This is a genomic window from Sinorhizobium sp. KGO-5 (assembly GCF_036245905.1).
GTDB lineage: Bacteria > Pseudomonadota > Alphaproteobacteria > Rhizobiales > Rhizobiaceae > Sinorhizobium > Sinorhizobium meliloti_A.
The window spans coordinates 34,420-52,189 of record NZ_BDIZ01000012.1 but is presented as its reverse complement, the minus strand read 5'-3'; the positions used below and the strand labels follow the sequence as shown (position 1 = coordinate 52,189).

Annotated in this window: 21 protein-coding genes; 11 read left to right on the top strand and 10 right to left on the bottom strand. The window is 64.5% G+C overall.

Annotation, left to right across the window (positions count from 1 at the left end; translation table 11 throughout):
* The first annotated feature begins 14 nt into the window (after positions 1 to 14).
* The 4 genes from BHD07_RS28780 to BHD07_RS28765 all read left to right on the top strand — a co-directional run bounded on the left by BHD07_RS28780 (position 15) and on the right by BHD07_RS28765 (position 2,632).
* Positions 15 to 1,115, top strand: a complete 1,101-nt coding sequence (locus BHD07_RS28780; RefSeq protein ID WP_102761822.1) for a Gfo/Idh/MocA family protein — start codon at positions 15 to 17, stop codon at positions 1,113 to 1,115.
* Between the two features lie 22 nt (positions 1,116 to 1,137).
* Positions 1,138 to 1,779, top strand: a complete 642-nt coding sequence (locus tag BHD07_RS28775) for a ThuA domain-containing protein (RefSeq protein ID WP_018097300.1) — start codon at positions 1,138 to 1,140, stop codon at positions 1,777 to 1,779.
* A 210-nt stretch (positions 1,780 to 1,989) separates the two neighbouring features.
* A complete protein-coding gene (locus BHD07_RS28770; RefSeq protein ID WP_100672785.1) occupies positions 1,990 to 2,253 on the top strand; it encodes a type II toxin-antitoxin system prevent-host-death family antitoxin in 264 nt (87 codons plus the stop codon).
* Positions 2,237 to 2,632 (top strand): hypothetical protein, encoded by a 396-nt coding sequence (locus tag BHD07_RS28765; protein ID WP_338284018.1) that lies wholly within the window; start codon positions 2,237 to 2,239, stop codon positions 2,630 to 2,632. The genes BHD07_RS28770 and BHD07_RS28765 overlap by 17 nt, the downstream gene beginning before the upstream one ends.
* A gap of 176 nt (positions 2,633 to 2,808) precedes the next feature.
* Here the strand turns inward: BHD07_RS28765 and msrA are convergent, their stop codons facing one another.
* The 5 genes from msrA to sdhC form a co-directional block, all read right to left on the bottom strand.
* A complete protein-coding gene (gene msrA / locus BHD07_RS28760) occupies positions 2,809 to 3,405 on the bottom strand; it encodes a peptide-methionine (S)-S-oxide reductase MsrA (protein ID WP_338284017.1) in 597 nt (198 codons plus the stop codon).
* A 151-nt stretch (positions 3,406 to 3,556) separates the two neighbouring features.
* Complete coding sequence (locus BHD07_RS28755) at positions 3,557 to 4,336, bottom strand: succinate dehydrogenase iron-sulfur subunit (protein ID WP_003531162.1); 780 nt, start codon at positions 4,334 to 4,336, stop codon at positions 3,557 to 3,559.
* Between the two features lie 18 nt (positions 4,337 to 4,354).
* Positions 4,355 to 6,196, bottom strand: coding sequence for a succinate dehydrogenase flavoprotein subunit (gene sdhA / locus BHD07_RS28750; RefSeq protein WP_026168837.1), 1,842 nt, complete (start codon positions 6,194 to 6,196; stop codon positions 4,355 to 4,357).
* 7 nt (positions 6,197 to 6,203) lie between these two features.
* The gene (gene sdhD, locus BHD07_RS28745) at positions 6,204 to 6,584 is read right to left on the bottom strand and encodes a succinate dehydrogenase, hydrophobic membrane anchor protein (RefSeq protein WP_100672783.1); all 381 of its coding nucleotides are present in this window, start codon (positions 6,582 to 6,584) and stop codon (positions 6,204 to 6,206) included.
* 11 nt (positions 6,585 to 6,595) lie between these two features.
* A complete protein-coding gene (gene sdhC, locus BHD07_RS28740) occupies positions 6,596 to 6,988 on the bottom strand; it encodes a succinate dehydrogenase, cytochrome b556 subunit (RefSeq protein ID WP_018097306.1) in 393 nt (130 codons plus the stop codon).
* A 305-nt stretch (positions 6,989 to 7,293) separates the two neighbouring features.
* On the opposite strand from sdhC, the gene BHD07_RS28735 reads away from it, so the two are divergent.
* Positions 7,294 to 7,917, top strand: a complete 624-nt coding sequence (locus BHD07_RS28735) for a hypothetical protein (RefSeq protein WP_338284015.1) — start codon at positions 7,294 to 7,296, stop codon at positions 7,915 to 7,917.
* A 16-nt stretch (positions 7,918 to 7,933) separates the two neighbouring features.
* Here BHD07_RS28735 and BHD07_RS28730 read toward each other — a convergent pair whose 3' ends face one another.
* From BHD07_RS28730 to tsaD, 5 genes are read right to left on the bottom strand one after another with little or no spacing between them, the layout of a single operon-like run.
* On the bottom strand, positions 7,934 to 8,602 hold the full coding sequence (locus BHD07_RS28730; protein WP_338284044.1) for a class I SAM-dependent methyltransferase: 669 nt from the start codon (positions 8,600 to 8,602) through the stop codon (positions 7,934 to 7,936).
* 13 nt (positions 8,603 to 8,615) lie between these two features.
* Positions 8,616 to 9,047 (bottom strand): EVE domain-containing protein, encoded by a 432-nt coding sequence (locus BHD07_RS28725; RefSeq protein ID WP_248448748.1) that lies wholly within the window; start codon positions 9,045 to 9,047, stop codon positions 8,616 to 8,618.
* A gap of 6 nt (positions 9,048 to 9,053) precedes the next feature.
* The gene (locus BHD07_RS28720; protein ID WP_100672779.1) at positions 9,054 to 9,347 is read right to left on the bottom strand and encodes a YciI-like protein; all 294 of its coding nucleotides are present in this window, start codon (positions 9,345 to 9,347) and stop codon (positions 9,054 to 9,056) included.
* A 17-nt stretch (positions 9,348 to 9,364) separates the two neighbouring features.
* A complete protein-coding gene (locus BHD07_RS28715; RefSeq protein ID WP_338284014.1) occupies positions 9,365 to 10,363 on the bottom strand; it encodes an NAD(P)H-dependent glycerol-3-phosphate dehydrogenase in 999 nt (332 codons plus the stop codon).
* 10 nt (positions 10,364 to 10,373) lie between these two features.
* Entirely contained in the window at positions 10,374 to 11,471 is a 1,098-nt protein-coding gene (gene tsaD, locus BHD07_RS28710; RefSeq protein ID WP_018097312.1) for a tRNA (adenosine(37)-N6)-threonylcarbamoyltransferase complex transferase subunit TsaD, read from the bottom strand.
* A gap of 171 nt (positions 11,472 to 11,642) precedes the next feature.
* Between tsaD and hemC the strand changes: the two genes are divergently transcribed.
* The 6 genes from hemC (at position 11,643) to BHD07_RS28680 (ending at position 17,764) form a co-directional block, all read left to right on the top strand.
* The gene (gene hemC / locus BHD07_RS28705; protein WP_338284013.1) at positions 11,643 to 12,572 is read left to right on the top strand and encodes a hydroxymethylbilane synthase; all 930 of its coding nucleotides are present in this window, start codon (positions 11,643 to 11,645) and stop codon (positions 12,570 to 12,572) included.
* A gap of 4 nt (positions 12,573 to 12,576) precedes the next feature.
* Complete coding sequence (locus BHD07_RS28700) at positions 12,577 to 13,284, top strand: uroporphyrinogen-III synthase (protein WP_338284012.1); 708 nt, start codon at positions 12,577 to 12,579, stop codon at positions 13,282 to 13,284.
* Positions 13,285 to 13,500: 216 nt separating this feature from the next.
* Complete coding sequence (locus BHD07_RS28695) at positions 13,501 to 14,802, top strand: COG4223 family protein (protein WP_100672774.1); 1,302 nt, start codon at positions 13,501 to 13,503, stop codon at positions 14,800 to 14,802.
* An 18-nt stretch (positions 14,803 to 14,820) separates the two neighbouring features.
* Positions 14,821 to 16,473 (top strand): heme biosynthesis protein HemY, encoded by a 1,653-nt coding sequence (locus BHD07_RS28690; protein WP_324762467.1) that lies wholly within the window; start codon positions 14,821 to 14,823, stop codon positions 16,471 to 16,473.
* 35 nt (positions 16,474 to 16,508) lie between these two features.
* Positions 16,509 to 16,988, top strand: a complete 480-nt coding sequence (locus BHD07_RS28685) for a tellurite resistance TerB family protein (protein WP_018097317.1) — start codon at positions 16,509 to 16,511, stop codon at positions 16,986 to 16,988.
* Positions 16,989 to 16,990: 2 nt separating this feature from the next.
* Positions 16,991 to 17,764, top strand: a complete 774-nt coding sequence (locus BHD07_RS28680; RefSeq protein ID WP_324762468.1) for a glutamine amidotransferase — start codon at positions 16,991 to 16,993, stop codon at positions 17,762 to 17,764.
* Positions 17,765 to 17,770 lie beyond the last annotated feature (6 nt).

Here is a 17,770-nt window from a genome sequence, read left to right as displayed (position 1 = left end):
TCGGGAGGAGACTGATGGAAAAACTCGGTATCGGCATCATCGGCTGCGGCAACATCTCGTCGGCTTATCTGAAGGCGATGGCAGCCTTTCCGATCCTCGACATCCGCGGCATCGCCGACCTGAACCGCAACCTTGCCGAAGAGCGCGCGGCGGAGTTCAAGGTCGAGGCCCGCGGCGTCGCCGATCTCCTCGCGGACCCGTCGATCGAGCTCATCGTCAACCTGACCGTGCCGAAGGCGCACGTGGCCGTCGCCATGCAGGCCCTCGAGGCCGGCAAGCACACCTATTCCGAAAAGCCGCTCGCCACGGACTTCGCTGACGGACGCAAGCTGGTGGCGCTGGCTCGCGAGAAAGGCCTGCGGATCGGCGCCGCCCCGGACACCTTTCTCGGCGGCTCGCATCAGACCGCGCGCGCGATCGTCGATTCCGGCGTGCTCGGCACGCCCGTCGGCGGCACCGCCACCTTCATGTGCCCGGGTCACGAGCGCTGGCATCCCAATCCGGACTTCTATTACGACGTCGGCGGCGGGCCGATGCTCGATATGGGTCCCTACTACATCACCGACCTCGTCAACCTCCTTGGCCCCGTCGCCAAGGTTGCCGGATTTGCGACGGCGGCACGGAAGGAGCGGACCATCACCAGCGAGGCGCGCAACGGCGAACGCATCCCCGTCCGCGTGCCGACCCATGTCGCCGGCATCATGGCCTTCGAGAATGGAGCCGTCGTGCAGATCGGCATGAGCTTCGATGTGGCGGGCCACAGGCATGTGCCTCTCGAGCTCTATGGAACCGAGGGCACGCTGATCGTCCCGGATCCGAACCATTTCGGCGGCCAGATCGAGCTACTGAAAAAGGGCGGCGCCTTCGAGCAGACCGCGACGAGCGAGCCCTATGCCGACGGCAATTACCGCTCGATCGGGGTCGCCGACATGGCACATGCCATCCGCTCGGGCCGGCCGCACCGGGCAAACGGAGACCTCGCCTTGCACGTGCTGGAGGTCATGGAAGCGTTCCACAAGGCGGCCGATACCGGTTCCACCGTCAGCATCAGCACGAAAGCCGAGCGGCCGGCACCTCTGTCGCAATCGCTCGTCGACGGCCGCATCGGCCGCTAGTCTAATTTGAGGAGGAATGAGAATGCGCGAGGCACTGATCGTCTGGGGCGGCTGGAGCGGGCACGAGCCGCAGGAATGCGCCCATATCATCCGCGACATGCTGCAGGAGGACGGGTTCAAGGTCTATCTGGAACACACGACCGAAGCCTTCGCCGATCCGTCGATCCACGACCTGTCGCTGATCGTTCCGATCATGACGATGTCGAAGATCGAGAAGGAAGAGGTAAAGAATCTTGCCGCGGCCGTCGAGGGCGGCGTCGGTATCGCCGGCTATCACGGCGGCGCGGGCGATGCCTTCCGCGAGAGCGTCGAATACCAGTTCATCATCGGCGGCCAGTGGGTGGCTCACCCGGGCAACATCATCGACTATCGCGTGAACATTACGCGCCCCGACGATCCGCTGATGGAGGGCATCTCCGATTTTCCCTATACCTCGGAGCAATATTACATGCATGTCGATCCGTCCAACGAAGTGCTGGCAACGACCACCTTCTCCGGCGAGCACGCCTCCTGGATCGAAGGCGTGACGATGCCGGTGGTCTGGAAGCGCAAGCATGGGAAAGGCCGGGTCTTCTACTCCTCGCTCGGGCATGTGGCCAAGGAATTCGAGGTGCCCGAGATGCGCACGATCTTCCGCCGCGGCGCGAATTGGGCTGCGCGCTGACGCGGGATACGGCGGATCGACCGGGGTCCGCCGCGCTCGTCGATGGCGCTCCCTCGAGGTCTACGATGCAGCCCGGAGAAGCCTGCAGTGGCGGAGGACATCGAGCCGCAGTTTGACGCGCTCACCCAAGTCGGGCCACGGGGCAACTCAGCGCTGGACGTAGCCGCATAATTTACGTATTTTACGTATATTGGGAACGGAGCGACGCAGATGAAGCAATTCACTTTCAGCGAAATGAATCGCGCGTCCGGCGAGATCCTCGAGGCAGCGTTGATCGAGCCCGTGGCACTTACCAAGCGCGGGAAGGAAAAGCTCGTCATCCTGTCCGCTGCTCAGTATCAGAAATTGGTTGGCCGACCTCACGCGGCCGCCTACACGCTCGAGAATGCGCCGGACGATATTCATGATGAACTCATGACCGGCCTCGATGCGATCATTGCCAGCGATGATGACGACGATGTTCAAGGCCGGTGACGTCCTTCGCTGCTACTATCTTTGGGCGAGGCAAGCCGGCGACGGTGAGGAATCGGGCCGCAAGGAGCGGCCGGTTTGCCTTTTGGTGAAGACACCGACGGAGCCGGTGAAGCTGTTTTTGTTCCCGATCACCTCACGGAGTCCGGATCCGTCGATCGCCCACATTGCCGTCAGCGAAATCGAATGCCGCCGTGGCGGGCTCCGTTTCCCGTCCTGGCTGATCCTGGACGAGTACAATCTGCTCCGTCTCGACGAAGCCTATGATCTCGCATCGACAACGCCGATCGGCACCTTCAGCCCGGCTTTCGTTCGCAAGGTGGCCACCCTGGTCAAGCAAGCGGCGGCGCAACGCCGTCTGCGCGTCGTCATCCGAAAGTAGAAAGGATGCCTTCCGGACAGCGAAGGAGCGCGCTTCGAGAAACGCATTGACGCGGGCTACGCCCGCAAATGGGCTTGAAGAGAGGCCGGGCGCGAAAGCAAACCGGTCAATTGCATACCGAATCCTATCCAACACTTCTTATGCAGGATGCCGACGGGCGGATGAGGGGCAATCGATCAATGATCGACGCCTGCATAGGCGCGATCGCCCCAGAGCTTCTCGACCGTTCGGTTCCTGCCGCAGCCGTTGCGATAGTACCAGTAGCGGATCGGGTTCCGCTTGCCGAAGTCCTGATGGTAGTCTTCCGCCGGCCAGAATTTCGCTGCGCCTTCGACGGGCGTGACGATCGGCCGGCCGAGCTCCGCCTCGGCCTTGATCTTTTCCGCCTTCGCGTCCATCGCCTGCCGCTCGTTCAGCGCATAGATCGCGGTCGTATAGGCGAAGCCCCGGTCGCAGAACTGGCCACCGTCATCCGTCGGGTCCGTCGTACGGAACAGGACGCCGACGAGCGCCGCATAGGAGACCCGGTCCGGGTCGAACTTCACGCGCACCACCTCGCGGTGTCCACCCCTCGAATAATCTTCATAGGTGGGGTTCGCGCTCTTGCCGCCGGCATAGCCGGAGATCGTTTCGAGAACGCCGGGCACGGCGTCGAAGTCGCTCTCGACGCACCAGAAGCAGCCGCCGGCGAAGATAGCATATTGCGGTTCTGCCGCCCGCGCCGGCAGCAGCATGAAACAAGCGACGAGAAAACCGAGCAGCAGGCGAAGCATCGGCGGCCCTCCATCCTCGGCTATTACCTAACTGCCTGGCGGCGCGTTTCAAATCACTTAGCAACACGTCGATGTGACGGACGTGAAAGCAAAACGGCGGGCCGAGGCCCGCCGTTGAAATGATGCTGAGAACACCTGCAGGACGGAAGGGTCAGAACCGCCGCTCGACCAGCATCTTCTTGATCTCGCCGATCGCCTTGGCGGGGTTCAACCCCTTCGGACAGGCCTGGGCGCAGTTCATGATCGTGTGGCAGCGATAGAGCCGGAACGGATCTTCGAGATTGTCGAGACGCTCGCCGGTCGCCTCGTCTCTGGAGTCGATCAGCCAGCGATAGGCCTGCAGGAGGACGGCGGGGCCGAGATAGCGGTCACCGTTCCACCAATAGCTCGGACAGGAGGTCGAGCAGCAGGCGCAGAGAATGCACTCATAGAGGCCGTCGAGCTTCAGGCGATCTTCGTGGCTCTGCCGCCATTCCTTGGCCGGCGTCGGCGAAACCGTTTTCAGCCAGGGCTCGATCGAACGGTGCTGGGCATAGAAATTGGTGAGGTCGGGCACGAGGTCCTTGACGACGGGCATGTGCGGCAGCGGATACACCTTCACGGCGCCCTTCACCTCATCCATGCCCTTGGTGCAGGCGAGCGTATTGGTGCCGTCGATATTCATCGCACAGGAGCCGCAGATGCCTTCGCGGCAGGAGCGGCGCAGCGTCAGCGTCGGATCGATATTGTTCTTGATGTAGAGCAGACCGTCCAGAACCATCGGGCCGCAATCGTCGATGTCGATGTAATAGGTATCGATCCGCGGGTTTTTGCCGTCGTCCGGATTCCAGCGATAGACCCGGTATTCGCGCAGGTTCGCCGCACCGACCGGTTTCGGCCACACCTTGCCTTCGGTGATCTGCGAGTTCTTGGGGAGAGCGAGTTCAACCATGTGCCTTAGTCCTCGAGATCAGTAGACGCGCGCCTTCGGCTCGATCTTGTAGGGATCGATGCCTTCGGCGATCAGCTCGGTGTGCACCGGACGAAAATCGAGCCGGACGTCGCCCGCTTCGTTGACCCAGGCAAGCGTGTGCTTGCGCCAGTTGACGTCGTCGCGACCGGCGAGCGGGCCATCCTTGTAGTCCTCGCGCGCATGCGCGCCGCGGCTTTCCTTGCGCGCCTCGGCGCCGTAGACCGTGGTGATGGCGTTGGCCATCAGGTTTTCGAGCTCCAGCGTCTCGACGAGATCCGAGTTCCAGATCATCGAGCGGTCGGTGACCCTGACGTCCGGCAGTTCCTTCCAGATCGCAGACAGGCGACGGCAGCCAGATTCGAGCGACTCCTGCGTACGGAACACGGCCGCGTCTTCCTGCATGGCGCGCTGCATCTTGTCACGCAGCACTGCCGTGGGCGTGGTGCCGTTGGCGTGCCGCAGCCGGTCGAAACGCTCCATGATGCGGTCGCAGGAGGCCGTGTCGACGTCCGGCACCGCCTCGTTGCGGTCGATGATCTGGCCGGCGCGGATCGCCGCCGCGCGGCCGAAGACGACAAGGTCGATCAGCGAGTTCGAGCCGAGCCGGTTGGCGCCGTGCACCGAGGCGCAGCCGGCTTCGCCGACGGCCATCAGTCCGGGCGCGATGCGCTCCGGGTTCTGGCCGTCCGCGTTCAGCACTTCGCCCCAGTAATTGGTCGGCACGCCGCCCATATTGTAGTGAACGGTCGGCAGCACCGGGATCGGCTCGCGCGTGACGTCGACGCCGGCGAAAATCTTGGCCGATTCCGAAATGCCCGGCAGGCGTTCGTGCAGCACTGCGGGATCGAGATGGTCGAGATGCAGGAAGATATGGTCCTTGTTCTTGCCGACGCCTCGGCCCTCGCGGATTTCCATCGTCATGCAGCGGGAAACGACGTCGCGCGAGGCAAGGTCCTTGGCAGAAGGCGCGTAGCGCTCCATGAAGCGCTCGCCCTCGGAATTGACCAGATAGCCGCCCTCGCCGCGGGCGCCTTCGGTGATGAGGCAGCCTGCGCCGTAAATGCCGGTCGGATGGAACTGCACGAATTCCATATCCTGCAGTGGCAGACCCGCGCGCGCAATCATGCCGCCGCCGTCGCCGGTGCAGGTATGCGCCGAGGTCGCTGAGAAATAGGCGCGGCCGTAGCCGCCGGTCGCCAGCACCACCATCTTGGCGGCGAACCGGTGGATCGTGCCGTCGTCGAGGTTCCAGGCGACCACGCCGGTGCAGCGCCCGTCAGCCGACATGATCAGGTCGATGGCAAAATATTCGATGAAGAATTCGGCATTGTTCCGGAGCGATTGGCCATAAAGCGTATGCAGGATCGCGTGGCCGGTACGATCGGCGGCAGCACAGGTGCGCTGCACCGGCGGCCCTTCGCCGTAGTTCTGCATGTGGCCGCCGAAGGGGCGCTGATAGATCTTGCCTTCTTCGTTGCGCGAGAACGGAACGCCATAGTGCTCGAGTTCGTAGACCGCCTTCGGCGCTTCCATTGCGAGATACTGCATGGCGTCGACATCGCCGAGCCAGTCGGAGCCCTTGACGGTGTCATAAAGATGCCACTGCCAGCAGTCGGGCGTCATGTTCTGCAGCGAAGCGGCGATGCCGCCCTGTGCCGCGACCGTGTGCGAACGCGTCGGGAAGACCTTGGTTATGCAGGCCGTCCTCAGGCCCTGCTCGGCCATGCCGAGCGTCGCGCGCAGGCCCGCCCCGCCGGCGCCGACGACGACGACGTCGAAGGAATGGTCGACATATTGATATGCCTTGCCGTTTGCAGCGGGTGAACTGATCGATGCCATGACGAAATTACCCTGCAAAAGCGATCTTCAGGACGGCGAAAAGACAGAGCCCGCCGACCGCGATCGTGAAGAATGTGTTGAGCATGAGAAGCGCTATCTTGGCGCCCTCCGCATGGACGTAGTCCTCGATGATGACCTGCATGCCGATCTTCATGTGAACGAGGCCGGCGACGACCATCAGACCCATGGCAACCGCCACGAAGGGGTTCGCAAGGGCCGCGATCAGTTCCGCATGCGGTGCGCCCGCATAATGGGCGAGAAAGACGACGAAGAAGATCGTGAGAGGAATGCTGGCGACGGCCGTGAGGCGCTGCCGCCAGAAGTGATCCGTGCCTTCCTTTGCCGAACCGAGACCCCGGACCTTGCCGAGAGGTGTGCGCATATTCATGTCGAAGTCCCTTAACGAGCGAGGTAGCCGACGACCCAGATGACGAGCGTCAGCGTCGCCGATGCGACGATCATGGCCTTCGCCATTCTCGTCGCGAAGTGCTTCTCATAGCCGTAGCCGAGATCCCAGCCGAGGTGGCGGATGCCGCCCAGCAGATGGTGCACAAGGGCCCAGGTATAGCCGAAGAGGACGACCTTGCCGATGAACGTGCCGAACAGCCAGTTCACCCAGTCGTAGTAGGCAGCGCCCGAAGCAGCGGCGATCAGCCACCACGCCACCAGGACGGTGCCGAAATAGAGCGCGCCGCCGGTGATGCGGTGCATGATCGACATGATCATGGTGGGGATCGGCTTGTAGATTTGAAGATGCGGCGAGAGCGGCCGGCTTCTTGTGACATTCGTCATCGGAACCTCGCGGGATGACCGGATATGCGTCCAAAACTGGACTCTTTTCGTCCGGTATCGCACCCGATTGTGCGCAATTCAGTCACCCGGACCTTTAATCACCATAGGGCTTCACGACAAGTGTGTTTGCAGTGCAAAATCAATTTAATCGATTTGACGGAAAACGGCATTTTCCCGCCTCGCAGAGACATCCGGCCTTTTAACGATATGCACGAAAAAACCCAGCTGAATCCGTGACATTTCCCGTCGGTTGCCGCAGGATGCACTTTAACGGTTTGTTAATGATGATCCGGAGGCAGCGAGACATGAACCCCTCGCAAATGGTCCGCGCGGCCAAAGCTCTAGTGGTGGCCTTCGCACTTGCGATGCTCGCCGGTTTGCCGGCACGGGCCGCCGAAAGCGACGGTTTCGGCAATGTGGAGACCCGAACCCGCCATGTCCGGATCAAGCATCGCACGCCCCATCACACCTGGCGCAAGGCGCGCCACCGGTCAGTAACGACCGTCGGCGGTTTCGCATCTGCCGATTCCAGGGGCCTGCTCGATGTTCAGACCCGCACCCGGCATGTCCGGCCGAGATATCCCTGGCCCGGATACTCCCGGCATCGTTACGCTCGCCCCGGTCGGGATCGTGGTCCTGTGATCGTTATCAATGGCGGCGGATACGCGTCCGGCGGTTACGGCAGCTATGGGAGTTACGACTTCCCGACACCCATTCCGGACATCGGCACCTATGCCGGCGGCCTTTCGGCGTTCCGCGATGAAGGAAACGGCATCTATTTCAGCCGGGACGGCGGCTACGCCTATTTTGCCGGCGAGACCGCAGCAGCCAACCCATCTTCGAAACGCGCGAAGATCATCATCGTCTCGCCGCAGGTAAACGCCAGTGCTTGCTCCTGGGAGCACGGCGTCTGCGTCGTCCGGCCGTAGAGGCCGGACGTTCCCCTCAATCGTCGCCCGCGGCGACAGCCGGACCGAACCGCCAGACCGTCGTGCGCTTCACCTCGCTGTCTTCGAGCGCCCGGGTCACCGGCACCTCGTAGGTCGCAAGGTCAGTCATCCGCCCGCGTGGACAATAGGCCCGGCCCGGATCGCCGACGAGAACGACGGCACCGGCACGTTCGAGCGCGTCGAACCAGGGCAGAAGCAGATCGGCGAAGCTCTTGTCGTAGAAGACGTCTCCGGCGAGGTAGACATCGGCCGCCCGTTCCGAGCCGACGATATCGTCTCCGGTGAAGGCGAGCGATACGCCGTTGAGCCCGGCATTCAGCCGCGCGGCCGTTTCGGACCATGGGTCGATGTCGGCGGCGGTGACCTCATCGGCGCCGGCCAACTTCGCCGCGATGGCGACGAGGCCGGAACCGGAGGCGAAATCGATGACGCGGCGGCCGCGCACCGTTTCGGGGTGATCGAGGACGTAGCGGGCAAGCCCCTGCCCTCCCGCCCAGGCGAAGGCCCAGAAGGGCGGCGGCAGACCGATCCGTTCCAGCTCTTCCTCGGTCTTCAGCCACAATTCATGCGCCTCGCCCGCAAGATGCAGGCGGATTTCCGGCACGTGCGGCGGCGCGAGAATGTCGGTGTTGGCGCGGATGAAGCTTTCGGGCTCGGTCTTCACGACATTCGGGTCGCTATCGAGGCGGATTGTCCAGTCCGCCCATGCGGCAGACCTCGATCCACTCGTCATCCGTCACCGGCTGCACCGAAAGACGCATCGACGTGACGAGCGACATCTTAGCGAGCTTCGGATTTTCCTTGATTTCCTTGAGTGAAACCGGCCGTGGCATGTCCATGACGGCGCGGATGTCGACGCAGTCCCAGCGGGCGTCGCCCTCTGCCGTCGAGTCCGGATGCGACAGCGCGCAGACCTCGGTGATGCCGACGATCTCGAGCCCCTCGTTGGAGTGATAGAAGAAACCCTTGTCGCCGATCTTCATCGCCCGCATGTTGTTGCGCGCCAGGTAGTTGCGCACGCCGGTCCATTCGGTGCCCTTCTCTCCGGCATCTTTCTGCATCTGCCAGGACCATTTCGCCGGTTCGGATTTGTAGAGCCAGAACGCCATCGCCCCTCAAGCCTCCGGATTGTTGAAGACCCAGTTGTAGGCCTTGATCTCGACATTGGCGAAGAGACCCGCCTTCGCATAGGGATCGGCCTCGGCAAGCGCCCTGGCCTCTTCGAGCGTGTCGGCCTTGACGATCACGAGGCTCCCCGTCGGCTTGCCGTCGGCGCCCAGGAAAGGCCCTGCGATCTTCAGGATGCCCCGGGCATTGAGGTCGTTGAGATAGGCGACATGGTCAGGCCGCGTGTCGACCCTGAGTTGCAGCGCGCCGGGCTTGTCGGTGCAGAGCAGTGCGAAGAGCATGGATCCTCCTGAAGACATCATTCGTGGGTGATCGGTCTGGACATCAGTTGTTCGAGAGCCGAGCGGACATCCAGCTTTCCGTCGACGATTGCTGCGACGGCCTCGGTGACCGGCATCTCGATGCCGAGTCCCCCCGCCACGCGGGCGGCGACGGATGCGGCAAAAGCGCCCTCCACCAACTCGCTGCCGGCGGCAGCCCGGCCGTCTTTACCGAGGGCTATGCCGAAGCGCAGGTTGCGCGACTGGTGGCTCGTCGCGGTCAGCACGAGGTCACCCAATCCCGAAAGGCCACGCACAGTGTCCGCCTCGCCGCCCCTCGCGACGATGAAGCGCGACATTTCCGCAAGCCCGCGCGAGATCAGCGCAGCTCGGGCCGAATCGCCGAGACCGGCGCCTTCGACGATGCCGCAGGCGATCGCCAGCACGTTCTTGAGCGCCCCGCCAAGCTGAACGCCGGTGCGGTCCGCCGAGGGATAAAGCCGGAACGTCCGCCCGGAAAGCGCCTCCGCAAGCTCCGTCGCGATCGCGGTATCGGGGGCGGCGATCACCATGGCGGTCGGCAGGCCGCGAGCGATATCGGCGGCAAAACCCGGGCCGGAAAGCACCCCGACGCGGCGGCCCGGCAACTCCTCTTCGAGAACGTCGGTGAGGAGTCGGCCGGTCGATTGCTCCATGCCCTTGGCGCAGGTGACGACGATCGCCCTGGCGCCGATCGCGGCACCGTAGCACCGCGCCGCGTCCCGATGCGCTTGCGAAGGCATCGCAAAAAGCACGATGTCGGCGTCTTCGAGCGCGGCCGCCTGTGAAGAATAGACAAGGCGCGGGGGAAGCGGAATTCCCGGGAGAACGGCGTCATTCCGCCCGGTACGGCGACATTGCGCGGCCGCCTCCTCCCGCCGGGCAAGCAGAGTGACATTCGCCTTGTCCTTCGCTGCCGCGACGGCCGAAAGCGCCGTTCCGAAGGCGCCCGCCCCGACGACCACGATTTTTTGCGCGCTCTTCGATTTGCCGCTCATCTTCCGTCCATCATGCCTTGGCGCCGCGTCTGCCGGAGCCGATCAATGCCTTGGCTTCGGAATCGAGCGGCCAGCGCGAACGCGGAGCCGCATCGAGCCCGTCCGCCGGCAGGCCCGCCGCGAGGCGCTCCGCACCGGCCCAGGCGATCATCGCGGCATTGTCGGTGCAAAGCGAGAGCGGCGGCGCGATGAAGCGGAAGCCGTGCTCGTCGCAAAGCGACTGCAATGTCCGGCGCAATGTCTGGTTCGCGGCAACCCCGCCGGCCACGACGAGAGCCGGTTGGTCGACGGAAGCGAAGTCCGCCCTGAACCGCTTCAAGCCGCGCCCGACCCGATCCCTGAGCGTGCGGGAAATGGCGCGCTGGAAAGAGGCACAGACGTCGGCGATATCCTGATCCGTCACCGGCTCCAGCGACTGTGCGGCCTGGCGGACGGCCGTCTTGAGGCCCGAAAAAGAAAAGTCGAGCCTGGCGTCACCCACGAGCGGCCGGGGAAAATCGAAGCGCTCCGCATTGCCGGCCTGCGCCGCCCGCTCGACGGCCGGCCCGCCCGGATAGGGAAGACCGAGCAGCTTTGCGGTCTTGTCGAAGGCCTCGCCGAGCGCATCGTCGATCGTCGTGCCCCAGCGTTCGTATTCGCCGACGCCCTTGACGAGGATCAGCTGTGTATGGCCGCCCGAGACGAGCAGCATCAGATAGGGAAATGAAAGGCCGTCGGTCAGCCGCGCCGTCAGCGCGTGACCTTCGAGGTGATTGACCGCATAGAGCGGCTTGCCGGTCGCCCGCGCGATCGCCTTGCCGGTCATCAACCCGACGATGAGCCCGCCGATCAGGCCGGGACCACTTGTCGCAGCGACCGCGTCGATGTCCCGGAGCGTCACGCCGGCGCGCAGGAGCGCTTCCTCGATCAGCGTGTCGAGCGCCTCGACATGGGCGCGCGCCGCGATCTCGGGAACGACGCCGCCATAGGCGCTGTGCTCTTCCAGCTGGCTCAGCACCACGTCGCCGAGAATCCGGCCGTGGCCCTCTTCGTCACGCAGCACGACCGAAGCGGCGGTTTCGTCGCAGCTTGTCTCAATGCCGAGGATGCGCAAAGGCGGGGACGTCACGTGCTATACTCAAAGATTGCGGTCGCAGTGAAAGGTGGTTACACGAAACTCAAACAGCGCCGTGCGCCTTCAGACGCACAAGGGACGCTGTAACGCTTTGAACTGCTGCATGGTTTTGTCCTGAACCGGTTCCGATCCAAGGAAGCATGCAGTAACAACGGATGGCGAAGGATGCAAACGAAACCTTTCCGCATCGGCACGCGCGGCAGCCCGCTGGCGATGGCCCAGACGCATGAAACGCGCGACCGGCTCGCCGCCGCCCATGGTCTGCCACCAGAAATGTTCGAGATCGTCATTCTTTCCACGAAGGGCGACCGGATCACCGACAGGTCGCTTGCGGAGATCGGCGGCAAGGGCCTGTTCACCGAAGAGCTCGAGGAGCAGCTTCTGTCGGGAGACCTCGACTTCGCCGTACATTCGTCCAAGGACATGCCGACGAAGCTGCCGGACGGGCTGTTCCTTTCGGCTTTCCTGCCGCGCGAGGACATCCGTGACGCCTTTGTCGGCCGCTCGGCCGAAAGGCTCGCCGATCTCCCGCAAGGCGCCACCGTCGGCTCGTCTTCGCTGCGCCGTCAGGCGCTGATCCGGCGGCTTCGGCCCGATATCGACGTGATCACCTATCGCGGACAGGTCGAGACACGCCTGCGCAAGCTTGCCGAAGGTCAGGTCGACGGCACGCTTCTGGCCTTCGCCGGCCTGAAGCGTCTCGGCATGGAGCATGTGCCGACGGAGCTGCTTGACCCGGAAGAATTTCCGCCGGCGCCGGCTCAGGGCGCGATCTGCGTCGAAGCCCGCATCGGCGACGACCGTATCAACACGCTGCTTGCGGCAATCGACGACCCCCGCACACACGAGGCGGTCTCCTGCGAGCGCGGCTTCCTGGCGACACTCGACGGCTCCTGCCGTACGCCGATCGCCGGCTACGCGCAATCGGACGGGACACATATCCGTTTTGCCGGCATGATCCTGACGCCCGACGGCACCACCTTCCACCAGATCGAAATCGACGGCAGAGCGGCAGACGCGGAAAGGCTTGGGCAGGAGGCCGGCGAGCGGATCCGCGCCAAGGCGGGGCCGGGTTTCTTCTCGAGCTGGAGCTGATCCGATGCGCGTGCTCGTGACCCGGCCGCACCCGGCCGCCGAAAGGACGGCGGCAAGGCTCAGCGCCATGGGTCATGAAGCGGTCATCCTGCCGCTTATGCAGGCGCAGCATCTCGCCGGCGCGGTTCGGGCAGCATTGAGCGAGCCCCACCAGGCGATCGCCGTCACCAGTGGGGAGGCGGTCCGCGTCCTCGGCGCGCTCGGTCCGGCGCTTGAGCCACACCTTGCAACACCGCTCTTTGCAGTCGGCGAAGCGACGGCGCGCGCCGCGGGCGATCTCGGATTTACCGACATCCGCATCGGACCGGGAACCGGCGAGGGACTCGCCGAGACGGTCGCTGCCCTTCTCCCCCCCGGCGAAATGCTGGTCTATCTCGCCGGTTCACCGCGGACCGAGGGTTTCGAACGGGCATTGCACCAACGGCAAATCGAGTACAGGACCGCCGAATGCTACCGGATGGCGCCGGTCCACTATCCTGCGGAGACGCTGCCCGGGCTCCTCCGCGCGGGCCCCTTCGATGCGGTAATGCTCTATTCCCGCGAGAGCGCGCGGCGCCTGGATGCAGCATTGCGGGAGAGCGGGCTTGAACCCGCGGACCTCGCCTCGCGCTTTCTCTGCCTGAGCTGGCCGATAAGAGAGACCCTGCCGGACGGTCTTGTCTGCGGGGTCGCGGCAGCGCCGGACGAGGAAAATCTCTTGCGGCTTCTTTGAGGCCAAATCAGCAAAGTCGGCGCCGGTTTTCCGCCTGCCTTATGCACATTGCTCGGGTCATCTGGGCCATTTCCGTCAAAAAGCATGGTCTGGGGCTTTCCCTCGTCATCCTCGCTGACTAGGTTTGCGTTTAGAACGGAGGAAGGTGCGGAGCGTTCCTGCTGCAGATCCGCTCAGGCCCGACCGACAGGCAATGAAACGGTAAAAGAGGTGACCATGGCATCGGAAAAGCCGCCGCGCCGCTCGAAACCCGGGAAAGAACCGTTGACGATCGATCTCGAGGCGGAGAAGACCGAACCTGCAGCGGGCGAGGCAGCGGCCGGGCCGGATGCGGCACCGGGCAAGCCGGCGGATATTTCGACGAGCGAGGCGGCTGAAGCCGGCGAAGTGAGGACCGGCGAAGTCGAAAGCAACGAAGCCGGCATCGGCGAACCTCCTTTGCCGGCGGGCGATCCGCAAGAGGAGACCGAGACGGAGGAGGCACGCGCCGACGCGGCTGCGGCCGCCTTCGACGCGGAGCTTCCGCACGCGGCCAACGGCGAACAGCCCGAGGCAAAGAGGAGACAGGCCACAGGCGCAGGTGCGCTTGCAGCCGGCATCCTCGGCGGTCTCATAGCGCTTGCCGGTGCCGGCGTGCTGCAATATGCCGGCTACGTTCCGGCGCCCGGACCGGAGCAGCCGGGTACCGAGCAGAACCTTGCGAGCGAGATCGAAGCGATCAAGGCCGAGCTTCAGGCGCAGGCTCCGGCCGCGACAGTGGACGTCGCCCCTCTGGAAAACCGCCTCGCCGCTCTGGAACAGGCGGCCCGAGAGCCCGGCGCAGCTGCGGCGGACGCTCCCGAAATCAAGGCGCTCGAAGCGGAGGTCGCCAATCTGACGAATGAAATGGCCGCCCTGAAGACCGAGCTTGCCGAGGCTCGCCAGGCAGCGGACGCCGCCAGGGCAGAACTTGCCGGCCGTATCGACCAGGCGGAGCAGAAGCTCAACGAGCCTGCGAACGATATCGAGATGGCGAAAGCCGTTGCCGTCACCGCGCTGAAGACGGCGATCGATCGCGGCGGGCCGTTCCTCGCCGAACTCGACGCATTGCGCAGCATCGCCCCCGAGGATCCGGTCGTCAAAGAGCTGGCCGATGTCGCCGCGACGGGGGTCCCCACACGGACGGAATTGAGGGAAAGTTTCCGGCCGGCGGCGGACGCGATGCTGGACGCGCTGCATCGGCCCGATCCCGATCAGGGCATTTTCGATCGCCTCGTCTCCAGCGCCATGTCGGGCATTCGCGTGCGGCCGGTCGGCAGCGTCGAAGGCGACACGCCGGAAGCGGTGATCGCCCGCATCGAAGACAAGCTCGACAACGGCGATCTCAAGGGCGCATCGCTCGAATGGGACAGCCTTCCCGAAGCCGCGAAATCCGCTGGCCAGGGATTCAAGGAGAAGCTCGACCGGCGGCTTGGCGTCGAAACGGTGATCGATGCCGCCGTCGCCGGCACCATGACGCGCACGGGCAAGCAAGGTTAGCGGGAGAAAGAAGACCATATGATCCGGATACTGTTCTTCGTACTCCTCGTCCTTTGCCTGGCTCTCGGCTTTGCCTGGCTCGCGGATCGTCCGGGGGAATTGTCGCTGATCTGGCAGGGCCAGCTCATCGAGATGAGCCTGATGCGCGCCGCCTCGATCCTGATCTCGCTCTTCGCTGCCGTTCTGATCGTCGTCTGGCTGCTTCGCACGATCTGGCTGTCGCCGCACACCGTCACGCGTTACTTTCGCGCCCGCAAGCGCGACCGGGGCTATCAGGCATTGTCGACCGGCCTGATCGCGGCCGGCGCCGGCGACGCCAATCTCGCCCGCAAGATGGCCGCACGCACGCGGAACCTCATCAGCTCGGATCAGGAGCCGCTCATCCATCTGCTCGAAGCGCAGACCGCGCTGATCGAAGGCAAATACGACGACGCACGCAAGAAATTCGAGGCAATGGCGGACGACCCGGAGACGCGCGAACTCGGCCTGCGCGGGCTCTATCTTGAAGCCAAGCGCCTCGGCGCCAACGAGGCCGCGCGCCAATACGCCGAGCGTGCCTCCGAGAAGGCGCCGCACTTGCCGTGGGCGACCCTGGCCACGCTCGACCATCGCAGCCAGGCGCGCCAGTGGGACGAGGCGATCCGTCTGCTCGACCAGAGCCGCGCCGCCCATGTGCTCGAAAGGAAAGAAGCGGACCGGAAAAAGGCCGTTCTTCTGACGGCGCGGGCAATGGAAAGATTGGATGCAGACCCGAAATCCGCGCGGGACGACGCGCAGGCGGCGCTGAAGCTCGACGACCGCCTCGTGCCGGCGGCCCTCGTTGCCGCCAAGGCGCTCTTTCGCGAGGACAATCTGCGCAAGGGTGCCTCGATCCTCGAGAGGATGTGGAAATCGGATCCGCATCCGGACATTGCGCGCCTCTATGTGCGGGCGCGCGGCGGCGATTCCACCCTCGACCGTCTGAAGCGGGCGAAGAAGCTCGAATCGCTCCGCAGCAACAATGCCGTCGCACTGGCGACCGTCGCCGAGGCGGCGCTCGATGCGCGCGAGCTCGCTCTTGCCCGGTCAAAGGCAGAGGCCGCCGCCCGGCTCGAGCCGAGGGAGAGCATTTTTCTGCTGCTCGCGGATATCGAGGAGGCGGACACCGGCGACGAGGGCCGTATCCGGCACTGGATGGCGCAGGCGCTGAAGAGCCCGCGTGATCCGGCCTGGACAGCCGACGGCGTCACCTCGCCCGTCTGGCTGCCGGTCTCGCCGGTCAGCGGCAGACTCGACGCTTTCGAGTGGAAGGCTCCGCCGTCGCAGATCGCGGCGGCAACGGAGGACGGGCATCTGAACCCCGACCAGGCAATTCGCAGCCTCCCGCCAGTCGCGACGGTGCTCCGCCCCGCCGAGGAACCGGCTTCTGAACGGACGGTCGAGGCTGCCCCGCCAGCGGAGCGCGAGCAAACTGACAGAGAACGGGCCGAGGGAGAGCGGGACGAGAAAGAACGGGCCGAGCCGGAGAAGGCGATCACCGTTCCCGACCGGAAGGAACCGGCCGCATCGCCCGCAAAGGACAAGGATGCAGAGGAGGCGCCGGATCCCTTTTTCGGCCGCCCCCCGGACGATCCGGGCGTGCGCGAACCGGCGGCGGCGGAACGGACCACCGCCAACTTCCGTCTTTTCTGAACCCCGACATATCCACAGGCTGCAGGCGATAGTGCATGTTTGAACGTTTTCGCGCATTTCTGGAAGGAATGACGGGCTCGGCGCGGATTGAAGTGGGAGACCCCCGCGTGGCGGTGATCGGCCTCTGCTTCCAGGTCATGGAAGCGGACGGCGCGGTCCGCAGCTCCGAGCGCCGCAAGATGCGCAAGCTCATCAAGGAGCATTACAAGCTTGACGATGCCGCTCTCAACGCCCTGGTCGCGGCCGGCGAGAGCGCCGAGAGCGAAGCGATCGATTTCTACCAGTTCACGTCGGATATAAAGCGGCACCTGCCCGAGGAGCAACGCATCGAGCTCGTCGGCATGCTGTGGGAAATCGTTTACGCGGACGGCGCGCGCAGCGAGATGGAAGATCACGTGATCTGGCGGATTGCCGACCTCCTCGGCGTTTCCGGGCGTGACCGGGTCTTGAAACGCCAGGAAGCAGCCGCCAAGATCGACATGGTGGAGGAAAACGAGGCGCAACAGGAAAGCTGACGATGCCGCCAGAGGTCCCAGACACCCAAAGAGACGCCAAGAGACCCATCCTCATCGTGCTTCACCAGGAGCGCTCGAGCGCCGGCCGTGTCGGCCACATTCTCGAGCGGAAGGGCTTTACGCTCGACATCCGCCGCCCCGCGCTCGGCGACGAGCTGCCGCCCACGCTGGAAGCGCATTCGGGGACGATCATCTTCGGCGGACCGATGAGCGCCAATGACGAGGAGGAGTTCGTACGGCGCGAAATCGACTGGCTGTCCGTGCCGCTTCTGGAAAACAAGCCCTATCTCGGAATCTGCCTCGGGGCGCAGATGCTGGCCCGAAATCTCGGCGGCAAGGTCGCAGCCCATCACGAAGGCATCACCGAGATCGGCTGGTATCCCTTGAGAGCCACGCAGGCCGGCAAGGCCCTGATGGACTGGCCGGCGATGGTCTATCACTTCCACCGCGAAGGCTTCGACCTGCCGAAGGGCGCCGAATTGCTGGCAACCGGCGATACCTACCCCAACCAGGCCTTCCGCTACGGCGAAAATGCCTGGGGCATCCAGTTCCACGGCGAGCTGACGCGGGCGATGATGCATCGCTGGGTGGTGCACGGCGCCCATCGCTTCGAGCTCCCCGGTGCCCAGCTGGGCAAAGCGCATCTGGAGGGCCGCATGCTGCACGACCATCCCTTGCGGACATGGATGGAGAATTTTCTGGAGCTGATTTTTATGGAGGGCGGGGCTGTGAGAGGGCGCGATCGCGGCGTGCAGCAGCAATTGCCCGCTTCCTGAGCCCTC

Bases quoted from the DNA above. Each gene is read 5' to 3' on its own strand.
- BHD07_RS28700 (WP_338284012.1), top strand. From the start codon at position 12,577: ATGCGCGTGCTCGTGACCCGGCCGCACCCGGCCGCCGAAAGGACGGCG.
- BHD07_RS28780 (WP_102761822.1), top strand. From the start codon at position 15: ATGGAAAAACTCGGTATCGGCATCATCGGCTGCGGCAACATCTCGTCG.
- hemC (WP_338284013.1), top strand. From the start codon at position 11,643: ATGCAAACGAAACCTTTCCGCATCGGCACGCGCGGCAGCCCGCTGGCG.
- BHD07_RS28775 (WP_018097300.1), top strand. From the start codon at position 1,138: ATGCGCGAGGCACTGATCGTCTGGGGCGGCTGGAGCGGGCACGAGCCG.
- BHD07_RS28715 (WP_338284014.1), bottom strand. From the start codon at position 10,363: ATGAGCGGCAAATCGAAGAGCGCGCAAAAAATCGTGGTCGTCGGGGCG.
- msrA (WP_338284017.1), bottom strand. From the start codon at position 3,405: ATGCTTCGCCTGCTGCTCGGTTTTCTCGTCGCTTGTTTCATGCTGCTG.
- sdhD (WP_100672783.1), bottom strand. From the start codon at position 6,584: ATGAATATGCGCACACCTCTCGGCAAGGTCCGGGGTCTCGGTTCGGCA.
- BHD07_RS28720 (WP_100672779.1), bottom strand. From the start codon at position 9,347: ATGCTCTTCGCACTGCTCTGCACCGACAAGCCCGGCGCGCTGCAACTC.
- BHD07_RS28735 (WP_338284015.1), top strand. From the start codon at position 7,294: ATGAACCCCTCGCAAATGGTCCGCGCGGCCAAAGCTCTAGTGGTGGCC.
- BHD07_RS28765 (WP_338284018.1), top strand. From the start codon at position 2,237: ATGTTCAAGGCCGGTGACGTCCTTCGCTGCTACTATCTTTGGGCGAGG.
- BHD07_RS28680 (WP_324762468.1), top strand. From the start codon at position 16,991: ATGCCGCCAGAGGTCCCAGACACCCAAAGAGACGCCAAGAGACCCATC.
- BHD07_RS28770 (WP_100672785.1), top strand. From the start codon at position 1,990: ATGAAGCAATTCACTTTCAGCGAAATGAATCGCGCGTCCGGCGAGATC.
- BHD07_RS28690 (WP_324762467.1), top strand. From the start codon at position 14,821: ATGATCCGGATACTGTTCTTCGTACTCCTCGTCCTTTGCCTGGCTCTC.
- BHD07_RS28755 (WP_003531162.1), bottom strand. From the start codon at position 4,336: ATGGTTGAACTCGCTCTCCCCAAGAACTCGCAGATCACCGAAGGCAAG.
- BHD07_RS28725 (WP_248448748.1), bottom strand. From the start codon at position 9,047: ATGGCGTTCTGGCTCTACAAATCCGAACCGGCGAAATGGTCCTGGCAG.
- sdhA (WP_026168837.1), bottom strand. From the start codon at position 6,196: ATGGCATCGATCAGTTCACCCGCTGCAAACGGCAAGGCATATCAATAT.
- BHD07_RS28695 (WP_100672774.1), top strand. From the start codon at position 13,501: ATGGCATCGGAAAAGCCGCCGCGCCGCTCGAAACCCGGGAAAGAACCG.
- sdhC (WP_018097306.1), bottom strand. From the start codon at position 6,988: ATGACGAATGTCACAAGAAGCCGGCCGCTCTCGCCGCATCTTCAAATC.
- BHD07_RS28685 (WP_018097317.1), top strand. From the start codon at position 16,509: ATGTTTGAACGTTTTCGCGCATTTCTGGAAGGAATGACGGGCTCGGCG.